This is a genomic window from Buttiauxella massiliensis (assembly GCF_902500225.1).
GTDB lineage: Bacteria > Pseudomonadota > Gammaproteobacteria > Enterobacterales > Enterobacteriaceae > Buttiauxella > Buttiauxella massiliensis.
Map to the genome: position 1 here is coordinate 137,504 of NZ_LR722653.1, position 12,306 is coordinate 149,809.

The 12,306-nt window shown below is 47.8% G+C and carries 12 protein-coding genes; 7 read left to right on the forward strand and 5 right to left on the reverse strand.

Translation table 11 applies throughout. The annotated features are described in order from the left end of the window. From hisD to hisIE, 7 genes are read left to right on the forward strand one after another with little or no spacing between them, the layout of a single operon-like run. On the forward strand, nt 1-1,308 hold the full coding sequence (hisD, locus tag GC128_RS11275) for a histidinol dehydrogenase (protein ID WP_151994374.1): 1,308 nt from the start codon (nt 1-3) through the stop codon (nt 1,306-1,308). Continuing rightward, on the forward strand, nt 1,305-2,387 hold the full coding sequence (gene hisC / locus GC128_RS11280; protein ID WP_151994375.1) for a histidinol-phosphate transaminase: 1,083 nt from the start codon (nt 1,305-1,307) through the stop codon (nt 2,385-2,387). Before hisD ends, hisC begins: the two co-directional genes overlap by 4 nt. Beyond that, nucleotides 2,384-3,451: a bifunctional histidinol-phosphatase/imidazoleglycerol-phosphate dehydratase HisB gene (gene hisB, locus GC128_RS11285; RefSeq protein WP_151994376.1), complete on the forward strand. Its 1,068-nt coding sequence runs from the start codon at nt 2,384-2,386 to the stop codon at nt 3,449-3,451. Before hisC ends, hisB begins: the two co-directional genes overlap by 4 nt. Beyond that, nucleotides 3,451-4,041, forward strand: a complete 591-nt coding sequence (gene hisH / locus GC128_RS11290) for an imidazole glycerol phosphate synthase subunit HisH (protein WP_151994377.1) — start codon at nt 3,451-3,453, stop codon at nt 4,039-4,041. Before hisB ends, hisH begins: the two co-directional genes overlap by 1 nt. A 5-nt stretch (nt 4,042-4,046) precedes the next feature. Next, a complete protein-coding gene (gene hisA / locus GC128_RS11295) occupies nt 4,047-4,784 on the forward strand; it encodes a 1-(5-phosphoribosyl)-5-[(5-phosphoribosylamino)methylideneamino]imidazole-4-carboxamide isomerase (protein ID WP_151994378.1) in 738 nt (245 codons plus the stop codon). Continuing rightward, complete coding sequence (gene hisF, locus GC128_RS11300) at nt 4,766-5,542, forward strand: imidazole glycerol phosphate synthase subunit HisF (RefSeq protein WP_064554775.1); 777 nt, start codon at nt 4,766-4,768, stop codon at nt 5,540-5,542. The genes hisA and hisF overlap by 19 nt, the downstream gene beginning before the upstream one ends. Continuing rightward, nucleotides 5,536-6,147, forward strand: a complete 612-nt coding sequence (hisIE, locus tag GC128_RS11305) for a bifunctional phosphoribosyl-AMP cyclohydrolase/phosphoribosyl-ATP diphosphatase HisIE (protein ID WP_151994379.1) — start codon at nt 5,536-5,538, stop codon at nt 6,145-6,147. The genes hisF and hisIE overlap by 7 nt, the downstream gene beginning before the upstream one ends. 52 nt (nt 6,148-6,199) lie before the next feature. Here hisIE and wzzB read toward each other — a convergent pair whose 3' ends face one another. The 5 genes from wzzB to gndA all read right to left on the reverse strand — a co-directional run bounded on the left by wzzB (nt 6,200) and on the right by gndA (nt 12,272). Continuing rightward, complete coding sequence (gene wzzB, locus GC128_RS11310; protein WP_151994380.1) at nt 6,200-7,183, reverse strand: LPS O-antigen chain length determinant protein WzzB; 984 nt, start codon at nt 7,181-7,183, stop codon at nt 6,200-6,202. Nucleotides 7,184-7,385: 202 nt separating this feature from the next. Beyond that, nucleotides 7,386-8,264, reverse strand: coding sequence for a glucose-1-phosphate thymidylyltransferase RfbA (gene rfbA / locus GC128_RS11315; protein ID WP_151994381.1), 879 nt, complete (start codon nt 8,262-8,264; stop codon nt 7,386-7,388). Nucleotides 8,265-8,286: 22 nt separating this feature from the next. Continuing rightward, on the reverse strand, nt 8,287-9,351 hold the full coding sequence (rfbB, locus tag GC128_RS11320; protein WP_151994382.1) for a dTDP-glucose 4,6-dehydratase: 1,065 nt from the start codon (nt 9,349-9,351) through the stop codon (nt 8,287-8,289). Between the two features lie 213 nt (nt 9,352-9,564). After that, entirely contained in the window at nt 9,565-10,731 is a 1,167-nt protein-coding gene (gene ugd, locus GC128_RS11325) for a UDP-glucose 6-dehydrogenase (protein WP_151994383.1), read from the reverse strand. A 131-nt stretch (nt 10,732-10,862) separates the two neighbouring features. Beyond that, nucleotides 10,863-12,272, reverse strand: coding sequence for an NADP-dependent phosphogluconate dehydrogenase (gndA, locus tag GC128_RS11330; RefSeq protein WP_151994384.1), 1,410 nt, complete (start codon nt 12,270-12,272; stop codon nt 10,863-10,865). Nucleotides 12,273-12,306 lie beyond the last annotated feature (34 nt).

Below are 12,306 nucleotides of genomic sequence, written 5' to 3' on the forward strand. Positions count from 1 at the left end.
ATGGCAAACTTCAATACGTTAATTAACTGGAATGAGTGCGATGCAGCGGCGCAACAGGCGCTGCTGACCCGCCCTGCCATTTCCGCGTCGGAAAGCATTACCCGCACGGTGGCTGACATTCTTAATAATGTGAAAGCTAACGGTGATGCTGCATTGCGCGAATACAGCGCAAAGTTTGATAAAACAGATGTGCAGCAGCTGAAAGTCAGTGCGCAGGAAATTACCGATGCCGTTGCTCGTCTGGGTTCGGAGATTAAAGACGCGATGGCCGTTGCTGTCGCGAATATCGAAAAATTCCACGTTGCTCAGCAACTGCCAACTGTTGATATCGAAACCATGCCTGGTGTCCGTTGCCAGCAGGTTACGCGCCCGGTTGCCTCTGTTGGCCTTTATATTCCTGGCGGTTCCGCACCGCTGTTTTCAACCGTATTGATGCTTGCCACACCTGCCCAAATCGCGGGATGCAAAAAAGTAGTGCTGTGCTCACCGCCACCGATTGCCGATGAAATTCTGTATGCCGCGCAACTGTGTGGCGTGCAGGAAGTGTTTCAGGTCGGCGGTGCACAGGCCATTGCCGCACTGGCGCTGGGCACCGAAAGCATCCCGAAAGTGGATAAGATCTTCGGGCCGGGCAACGCTTTTGTTACCGAAGCCAAACGCCAGGTCAGCCAGCGCCTTGATGGGGCGGCCATCGACATGCCAGCAGGCCCTTCAGAAGTTTTAGTCATCGCCGATAGCGGTGCAACGCCTGACTTTGTGGCATCTGACCTGCTTTCACAGGCCGAACACGGCCCTGACTCACAAGTGATTCTGTTGACGCCGGATGCAGGTATGGCGCAAGCCGTCGCCGAAGCCGTTGAGCGCCAGTTAGCCGCTCTACCGCGTGCTGAAACCGCTCGCAAAGCGTTGGAAAGCAGCCGCCTGATTGTTGCCCGCGACCTCGAGCAATGCATTGAAATCTCTAACCAGTACGGTCCGGAACACCTGATTATTCAGACCCGTAACGCCCGCGACCTGGTCGATAGCATCACCAGTGCAGGTTCCGTGTTCCTCGGTGACTGGTCACCGGAATCGGCTGGCGACTACGCTTCCGGAACTAACCACGTGCTGCCGACGTACGGTTATACCTCAACGTGTTCAAGCCTTGGACTGGCTGATTTCCAGAAACGTATGACGGTTCAGGAGCTCTCGCCACAAGGTTTCGCAAGCCTTGCGAAAACGATTGAAACTCTGGCCGCCGCTGAGTTGCTGGATGCCCACAAAAACGCCGTTACCCTGCGTGTTGCAGCACTGAAGGAGCAAGCATGAGCATTGAAGAGTTAGCCCGTGAGAACGTTCGCGCCCTGACCCCTTACCAGTCGGCTCGCCGCCTGGGTGGCAATGGTGATGTGTGGCTGAACGCCAACGAATATCCAACTGCGGTTGAGTACGAACTGACGCAACAGACATTGAACCGTTACCCTGAATGCCAGCCGAAACTAGTCATCGAGCGTTATGCCGAGTACGCCGGAGTGAAACCCGAGCAGGTGCTGGTCAGCCGCGGCGCAGATGAAGGTATCGAACTGTTGATCCGTGCATTTTGCGAGCCGGGTAAAGATGCCGTTCTCTACTGCCCGCCGACATATGGCATGTACAGCGTCAGCAGCGAAGCCTTTAACGTTGAGTGCCGCACCGTCCCTACACTTGCAGACTGGCAGCTTGATTTACCGGGCATTGCGGAAAATATTGAAGGCGTAAAAGTCATTTATGTTTGCAGCCCGAACAACCCAACGGGGCAGTTAATCAACCCGCAGGATTTCCGCGTGCTGCTTGAAATGGCTCGCGGCAAAGCGCTGGTTGTGGCAGACGAAGCCTATATTGAGTTTTGCCCGCAGGCGACGCTGGCTGGCTGGTTGAATGAGTATCCGCACCTTGTAGTTCTGCGCACGCTGTCCAAAGCCTTTGCGCTGGCTGGCCTCCGCTGTGGCTTTACGCTGGCAAATGAAGAAGTGATCAATTTGCTGATGAAAGTGATTGCCCCTTATCCGCTTTCGACGCCAGTTGCGGATATTGCTGCTCAGGCATTAAGCCCACAGGGAATAAATGCAATGCGCGAGCGCGTCGCAGAAGTGCTGGTGAATCGCCAGTACCTGGTCACCGCGCTCAATGAAGTAGGTTGCGTAGAGCAAATTTTCGACTCAGAAACCAACTATGTTCTGGCTCGCATCACCGCTTCCAGTGCGGTATTTAAATCGCTGTGGGATCAGGGCATTATCTTACGTGACCAAAATAAACAACCATCGTTAAGCGGCTGCCTTCGGATTACTGTCGGCACCCGTTTAGAATGCGAGCGCACCATTGCAGCGCTGCGTGAACAACCAGGCCTGACGGCCACGGAGGGCGTGTGAGCCAGAAAATTCTTTTTATCGACCGTGACGGCACTTTAATTTCTGAGCCACCTTCAGATTATCAGGTGGATCGCATGGACAAATTGGCCTTTGAGCCAGCGGTGATCCCTGCCCTGCTGCAATTACAAAAAGCAGGCTACAAACTGGTCATGATTACTAATCAGGACGGTTTAGGTACCGAGAGCTTCCCACAGGCGGATTTCGATGGCCCGCACAACCTGATGATGCAAGTGTTTACCTCGCAGGGCGTGAATTTTGACGGCGTGCTGATCTGCCCGCACTTACCGGCAGAAAATTGCGATTGCCGTAAGCCAAAAATTGCCATGGTAAACGGTTACCTGGAAGAAGGCGTGCTGGATAAGCCCAACAGCTATGTCATCGGCGACCGCGCAACGGATATCGAACTGGCTGAAAATATGGGAATTCAGGGTTTACGCTACCACGGCGAAACGCTGAACTGGCCGACCATCAGCGAAAAGCTGACTAAGCGTGACCGCTATGCCCACGTTGAACGTGCCACCAAAGAGACACAAATCGACGTGCAAGTCTGGCTCGACCGTGAAGGCGGAAGCAAAATTAACACTGGCGTCGGTTTCTTCGACCACATGCTGGACCAGATTGCCACCCACGGCGGTTTCCGAATGGATATCAGCGTAAAAGGTGATCTGTACATCGACGACCACCACACCGTTGAAGACACTGGTCTGGCGCTGGGCGAAGCGCTGAAAATTGCGCTGGGCGACAAACGTGGGATTACCCGCTTCGGCTTCACATTACCGATGGATGAATGCCTGGCCCGTTGTGCATTGGATATTTCAGGCCGCCCTCACCTGGAATATAAAGCCGAGTATAACTTCCAACGTGTCGGCGATTTAAGCACTGAGATGGTTGAGCACTTCTTCCGTTCGCTTTCTTACACCATGGGCGTGACGCTGCATCTGAAAACCAAAGGCAAAAACGATCACCACCGTGTCGAAAGCCTGTTTAAAGTCTTTGGCCGCACGTTGCGCCAGGCTATTAAAGTCGAAGGCGACACGCTGCCCTCCTCAAAAGGAGTGTTGTAATGAACGTGGTGATTCTGGACACAGGATGCGCCAACCTGCACTCGGTGAGGTCAGCAATCCAGCGCCACGGCTACGAGCCACTGGTTAGTCGTGACCCGGATGTCGTGCTGCGAGCCGATAAACTTTTTCTACCGGGCGTTGGAACAGCACAAGCGGCGATGGATCAGATTCGTGAGCGCGAGCTTATCGATCTGATCAAAGCTTGTACCCAACCCGTGCTGGGCATTTGCCTCGGTATGCAATTGCTGGGTTCGCGCAGCGACGAGAGCAATGGTATCGACATGCTCGGCATCATCGAGCAGCCAGTGCTAAGAATGGTCGACCATGGTTTGCCTTTGCCGCATATGGGCTGGAACCGCGTCTATCCAAAAGCCGGTGACCGTCTGTTCCGCGGCATCGACGACGGTGATTATTTTTACTTTGTGCACAGCTACGCGATGCCGGTATGTGCGGACACTATCGCGCAGGCAAGCTACGGTGAAGCCTTCACCGCGGCCGTGCAAAAAGATAATTTCTTTGGCGTGCAGTTCCACCCGGAGCGCTCGGGTGCCGCTGGCGCAAAATTACTGAAAAACTTCCTGGAGATGTAAGCACCATGATTATTCCTGCTCTCGATTTAATTGACGGCACAGTGGTGCGCCTCCATCAGGGGGATTATGGCCAGCAACGCGATTACGGCAACGACCCATTACCGCGTCTGCAAGAATATGAAGCACAAGGCGCACAAGTGCTGCATCTGGTAGATTTAACCGGCGCGAAAGACCCTGCCAAGCGCCAGATCACACTGATTAAAACCCTAGTTGCGGGCGTCAAAGTTCCCGTGCAAGTGGGTGGTGGTGTACGTACAGAAGAAGATGTTGCCGCACTACTTGAAGCAGGTGTCGCGCGTGTTGTCGTCGGATCAACAGCGGTAAAATCACCTGAAGTGGTCAAAGGCTGGTTTACCCGCTTTGGTGCTGATGCGCTGGTGCTGGCGTTAGATGTGCGCATCGACGAACAAGGCAATAAACATGTCGCCGTCAGCGGCTGGCAAGAGAACTCTGGCGTAACACTTGAAGAACTGGTGGAAACTTATCTGCCAGTTGGTCTGAAACATGTGCTGTGCACCGATATTTCACGCGACGGCACGCTGGCTGGCTCGAACGTCTCATTATATGAAGAAGTTTGTGCACGTTTCCCACAGGTGGCATTCCAGTCTTCCGGCGGCATTGGCGGGCTTGATGATATCGCCGCGCTACGCGGAACGGGCGTGCAGGGTGTGATAGTCGGGCGTGCACTGCTGGAAGGGAAATTCAACGTAATGGAGGCGATTTCATGCTGGCAAAACGGATAATTCCTTGTCTGGACGTACGCGACGGGCAAGTCGTGAAAGGTGTGCAATTCCGCAACCATGAAATCATTGGTGACATCGTTCCGCTGGCCCAGCGTTATGCCGCAGAAGGTGCGGACGAACTGGTGTTCTACGATATCACCGCATCGAGTGATGGCCGCGTGGTGGATAAAAGCTGGGTGTCACGCGTGGCGGAAGTGATCGATATTCCTTTCTGCGTGGCGGGCGGCATTAAGTCGATTGAAGATGCGGCGCAGATTTTGTCTTTCGGCGCGGATAAAATCTCTATCAACTCCCCCGCTCTCGCTGACCCGGAACTGATCACGCGTCTCGCAGATCGCTTTGGCGTGCAGTGCATTGTTGTCGGTATTGATACCTGGTTTGATAGCGAAACCGGGAAATATCACGTCAATCAATATACCGGCGATGAAAGCCGCACACGCGTGACCACGTGGGAAACCGCGGACTGGGTGCAGGAAGTGCAGAAACGCGGTGCCGGGGAAATCGTGCTCAATATGATGAACCAGGATGGCGTGCGTAACGGCTACGACCTGGAGCAATTAAAGAAAGTGCGTGAAGTTTGCCACGTGCCACTGATTGCCTCAGGTGGAGCGGGAACCATGGAGCACTTCCTGGAAGCCTTCCGTGATGCCGATGTTGATGGCGCACTGGCGGCATCCGTGTTCCATAAACAAATTATTAATATTGGCGAGCTGAAACTGTATCTGGCTCAACAAGGCGTGGAGATAAGAGTGTGTTAACACAAGAACAGCAAGACCAACTGGACTGGGAAAAAACCGACGGACTGATGCCAGTGATTGTTCAACACGCAAAATCTGGCGAAGTGCTGATGCTGGGATACATGAACCCGCAAGCGCTGGCACAAACGATTGAAAGCGGCAAGGTCACTTTCTTCTCGCGCACCAAACAGCGTTTGTGGACCAAGGGTGAAACCTCGGGCAACTTCCTTAACGTGGTGAACATTGCTCCCGATTGCGACAACGACACGCTGCTGATTCTGGCAAACCCCATCGGCCCAACCTGCCACCTCGGCACCTCGAGCTGCTTTGGCGAAGCCCATCACGACTGGCACTTCCTGTACCAACTTGAGGAACTGCTGGCGTCACGGAAAACTGCCGACCCTGAGAGTTCGTATACCGCGAAGTTGTATGCGAGTGGAACCAAGCGTATCGCTCAAAAAGTGGGTGAAGAAGGCGTGGAGACCGCTTTGGCCGCAACGGTTAATGATCGTTTTGAGCTGAAAAATGAAGCGTCGGATTTGGTCTATCACTTGCTGGTGTTACTGCAGGATCAGGATTTGGATTTGAGCGCGGTGATTGAAAATTTGCGCGAAAGGCATAAATAAGTTTGCTTTGATGTGAATAAGGCCGCGAAAGCGGCCTTATTCACATTTGAATCTAGGCATTAGGTTTATAGTTACGTAAAGCATTGCGGCCTAACACTGCACCTGCACCAACCATCCCACCTAACAACGTTGCCAATATCAGTGTCAAAGCACGCTTCGGACTATCTCGACGAATTGGCAGAGTTGGTTTCATTACATAGCGGTAAGAATGGATTGTCGTAGGGTCAATTTTCAAACTCTGAATATCAAGTAAGTTCTGTTTAGTCTGGTAGTAAGTAGATGAAAACACTAACGGGCGTGTAGCCTCATTTTTAATCATCGAAGACAGTGCTTCACTACCTAATAGAACCATTGTGTCTTGAGTAACATCAGAAGTTTGCTGTAACTGAGGTGACGAAACCTTTGCTTCTGTTGCAAATTTAAGCGCCTCGCTTATTTGCTTAATACGCAAATCTTTTTGTTCCTGCGCTACTTTTTGCTGAGTTTGCAAAGAGTCCTCAAGCGTCGAAATTTGCAGCTTAATATTGTCCTTAAGATCTGCGGCAAGCTCTTCACCAACTTGTTCATCAACACGTTGTATATACTGAGCTACTTTAGCTTTAGCGCCTTCAGGTGTGTTATCGACATAACTCACTTTCAGGGGTAATTGCTGACCTTTAACAGAAGGTTCAACTGTGAGTTTTTCAGGCTCTTCCTGGTTATCTAACATTTCTGATAAAGCCGAAAGTGAGCCGCTCAAGCGACCGACAACTCTATTTTGCAGATCGGTAATATTAGGCGCTGCATTGCCATAAATAACGTTTAAAGCATTGCTGTAGGTAGCAATTTGCGCAGCATCTGGTTGTGTAATAACCGCTGTAGAGGTCCATTTCTCTTTAGCGATAAACAGATAGATAACGGCAAGTACTATGGCCGCAACAACACAAGCAATAATGGTGGTTTTCCCTTTCCACAACTGCATTAAAACATCTATTAAATCGATTGTTTCGCCTGAATTCCCTGTTTGGCTACTTGTTACATTTTTATCTTGAATCATGATTACCCTAAAAAATCAGTTCACAAACCGCTAACATTTGTACGTTTTTAGTATAATCAGATAAAAGAAAAATTGCCTGCGAAAGAGTAATGGTTTGTGTCGGAAAAAACCGAAAAACGCCCCTCAAATCATGGGGCTTTGTGAAAAAATACAATTCCTTATCAACCAGGAGTCTAAGGATTGCTCAATTAAGTAGATTTGCTTAGACGGGAATCTGCTTACCCACTAACTGAATCAAATATTGCCCATACGATGTCTTATCCATAGTCTTAGCACTTTCAAGCACTTGATCGACAGACATCCATCCTTTTCTATAGGCAATCTCTTCCAGGCAGGCTACTTTGAAACCCTGTCTCTTTTCAATGGTATGGACGAACTGAGATGCTTCAATCAAGCTATCGTGAGTCCCTGTATCCAACCAGGCAAAACCACGCCCAAGCAATTCAACATTCAGTTCATCCATCTCAAGATACATCTGATTGATACTGGTGATTTCGAGTTCATTCCGTTCCGAAGGTTTAACCAGCTTAGCCAAATCGACGACTTTGTTATCATAGAAATAGAGCCCAGTAACTGCCCAATTAGATTTTGGCTGCATCGGTTTTTCTTCGATAGAAAGCGCTCGATAATTTTCGTCGAATTCGACAACACCAAAACGTTGCGGAGACATCACCTGGTATCCGAAAACGGTAGCGCCATTTTGCCGTTGTGCAACCATTTCAAGCTTACTGCCGAATCCCTGCCCAAAGAATATGTTATCTCCGAGTACCAGAGCACAATTCTCGCCATTGATGAATTCTTCTCCGATAATGAATGCCTGCGCCAGACCTTCAGGACGAGCCTGAATTTCATAGCTCAGCTTGATCCCTAGATGAGAACCATCACCCAACAAACGCTGGAATGAAGGAAGATCTTCAAGTGTGGTGATAAGTAAAATATCGCGGATACCTGCCAGCATTAGTACCGAGAGTGGATAGTAAATCATGGGCTTATCGTAAATGGGCAACAGCTGCTTTGAGACCCCGCGTGTAATCGGATACAACCGTGTTCCCGACCCACCCGCCAGAACAATCCCCTTCATCTTAAAATCCTTATATTCTTGATTAACTGTTTAGACCTAAACGTTCCATTGAATATGAACCATTTTTAACACGTTGCCACCATGACTCATTCGCAAGATACCATTCGACGGTTTTTTTGATCCCGCTTTCAAAGGTTTCACTAGGTTTCCAACCAAGTTCCCTTTCAATTTTCGAAGCATCAATTGCATATCTCAGATCGTGGCCAGGACGGTCCGTGACATAAGTAATCAGTTCTTCAAAACGTTCTATGTTTGCGGGCTTAGTGGGAACAATTTCATCAAGTAAGCGGCAAATGGTCTTTACAACATCAATGTTTTTACGCTCATTATGGCCGCCAATATTGTATGTCTCGCCCGGATTACCTTCCGTAACTACTTTGTAAAGTGCCCTGGCATGATCCTCGACATATAACCAGTCTCGTACCTGGCAACCATTGCCATACACTGGCAGAGGTTTACCCTCTAACGCATTGAGAATAACGAGTGGAATCAACTTCTCAGGGAAATGGTACGGGCCATAGTTGTTTGAACAATTAGTCACAATTGTGGGCAACCCGTAGGTCCGCATCCAAGCACGAACTAAATGGTCGCTAGACGCTTTGGATGCAGAGTATGGACTGCTTGGCGCATAAGGTGTTGTTTCGGTAAACAGTGACTCCGTATCATGTAAGTCACCAAAAACCTCATCTGTGGAAATATGATGAAAACGGAAGCCGTCTTTCGATGATGGAGTCTGTTGATTCCAGTAATTTCGAGCAGCTTCGAGTAAAATATAAGTTCCAACAATATTCGTTTCAATGAACGCTGCAGGACCATCAATTGAACGATCAACATGGCTTTCTGCTGCCAAATGCATCACCGCATCTGGTTGGAACTCATGAAAAGCATTATCTAAAGCGGCCCGGTCACAAATATCAATCTGGCGAAATGAATATCGACCATTGTTGGAAACAGAGGCTAGCGACTCAATATTTCCAGCATAAGTCAGTTTGTCTATGACTAAAACTTCGTCATTAGTTGCTTCGATAATGTGGCGAACGACTGCAGAGCCAATAAAACCTGCACCGCCTGTGACTATGATTTTCATAAGGCCTCAATAATGTGAATGAGATTAACATCACTTAGTCGCCTAACAATTTCAGACTAGTGCGCATGGTTAATAGGTAAAATTATCGATTAATTTTAAAGTCATTATAAGTAACATCATCGTGTTTTCCCTAATTTGAAGCACTTGCTCTTTCCTTTAAAATTTTCATCTTAAAGTTATAATTATTTGCAATATAAAATTAATAATATCTTCTTAATCACTTCCAAAAAGATCTCGAGTATATAATTTTTTTGCAACATCAATTAACTCTTCATCCATACGATTGGATATAATAACATCCGCTTCCTCTTTAAAACTACTAAGGTTACGCACAATCCGGGAGTTAAAAAAATCACTACCCGCCATTGCTGGTTCGTAAATTATAACTTCAACACCCTTTGCTTTGATACGCTTCATTATGCCCTGAATAGACGAAGCTCGGAAATTGTCGGAACCGCTTTTCATTATTAATCGATAGATACCAACAACTTTAGGTTTCCTTGCCAAGATAGAGTCAGCAATAAAATCTTTTCGAGTGCGATTCGCATCAACGATAGCCGATATTAGATTATTTGGTACGGACTGGTAGTTAGCTAATAATTGCTTAGTATCCTTTGGTAAACAATACCCTCCGTAACCAAACGAAGGATTATTGTAATGGTCACCAATTCGAGGATCAAGACTAACTCCTTCTATTATCTGACGTGAGTCAAGACCGAGGCTTTCCGCATAGCTATCTAATTCATTAAAGTAAGCTACACGCATCGCAAGATAAGTGTTTGCAAAGAGTTTAATAGCTTCAGCTTCAGTTGAATCTGTGAATAGTGTAGGAATATCATTTTTGATAGCCCCTTCTTGCAACAAAGATGCAAAACGTTCAGCTCGTTCAGAACGCTCGCCGATGACAATTCTAGACGGATAAAGATTGTCATAAAGAGCTTTGCCTTCGCGTAAAAATTCCGGTGAGAAGATAAGATTTTCTATACTTAGTTTTTCTTTAATTGATTGAGTAAACCCAACAGGAATTGTAGATTTAATTATCATAACCGCATTTGGGTTTAAAGAAGTTACATCAAGAATTACACTCTCAACTGTTGATGTGTTGAAGTAATTAGTTTTTGGATCATAGTCTGTAGGTGTGGCGATAATAACATAATCAGCATCACGATAAGCATCAAGTTTATCCGTGGTTGCACGGAAATTAAGATTTCCCTCAGAGAGGTATTCTTGTATTTCCTTATCGACAATAGGCGAAATTTTATTATTTATCATGTCAACTTTATCTTGGACAACATCCAAAGCCACAACTTCATGATGTTGAGCTATAAGAATTCCATTTGATAAACCAACATAACCTGTTCCAGCAATTGCAATTTTCATCCAATCATACTCTTTATTGTGAAATTCTAGAAATTACAAACTCTAACAATAACTTTCTATATTTATAGAATAACTGATATAAAAAACCCGGTTATAAACCGGGTTGAGATTATACTTTAGTATAAATAAATTTAATCTAACCACTCGGTATGGAACACACCTTCTTTATCAATACGCTTATAAGTATGCGCACCAAAGTAGTCACGCTGCGCCTGAATCAGGTTGGCAGGCAGTACCGCTGAACGGTAGCTGTCGTAGTAAGAGATAGCAGCAGAGAAGGTTGGCGTTGGAATACCATTCTGCACAGCGTAAGAAACCACATCACGCAGAGCTTGCTGGTATTCGTCAGCAATTTTCTTGAAGTACGGTGCCAGCAGCAAGTTCGCAATAGCTGGGTTCTCTGCATACGCATCGGTGATTTTCTGCAAGAACTGAGCACGGATAATGCAACCAGCGCGGAAAATCTTAGCAATCTCACCGTAGTTGAGATCCCAGTTATTCTCTTCAGATGCTGCACGTAGCTGGGAGAAACCTTGAGCGTAAGAAACAATCTTGCCCAGATACAATGCACGGCGCACTTTCTCGGCAAAATCAGTTTTATCGCCAGCAAATGGTTTAGCCTGCGGGCCACTCAGCACTTTAGAAGCGGCAACACGCTGCTCTTTCAAGGAAGAAATGTAACGTGCAAACACAGATTCGGTGATCAGAGACAACGGTTCACCCAGATCCAGCGAGCTCTGGCTAGTCCACTTGCCAGTACCTTTGTTCGCAGCTTCATCAAGAATCACATCCACCAGATAGTTACCGTCTTCATCTTTTTTAGTGAAGATGTCTTTGGTGATGTCGATCAGGTAGCTGCTTAACTCGCCTTTATTCCAGTCGGTAAAGGTTGTCGCCAACTCTTCATTCGAAAGATTAAGGCCATTTTTAAGCAGTGAATAGGCTTCAGCAATTAATTGCATATCACCGTATTCAATTCCGTTGTGAACCATTTTTACATAGTGACCAGCACCATCAGCACCAATGTAGGTAACGCATGGTTCGCCATCTTCGGCAACGGCTGCTATCTGCTTTAAAATTGGTGCAACCAGTTCATAAGCTTCTTTCTGACCGCCTGGCATAATGGATGGCCCTTTCAATGCGCCTTCTTCACCGCCAGAAACGCCTGTACCGATAAAGTTGAAACCTTCCGCAGAAAGTTCACGGTTACGACGAATTGTATCCAGGAAGAAGGTGTTACCGCCGTCAATCAGAATATCGCCCTTCTCAAGATACGGCTTGAGAGAATCAATGGTCTTGTCCGTGGCCTCACCGGCCTTAACCATCAACAGGATGCGGCGTGGAGTTTCGAGCGATTCAACGAACTCTTGCACCGTATAGTAAGGAACAAGCTTCTTGCCCGGGTTCTCTGCGATAACTTCTTCAGTCTTATCGCCGGAACGGTTGAACACGGAAACGGTATAGCCGCGGCTTTCGATGTTCAGCGCAAGGTTGCGCCCCATAACTGCCATACCAACGACGCCGATCTGCTGTTTGGACATTACATACTCCTGTCAGGTGTGGTCACCGCGGCAA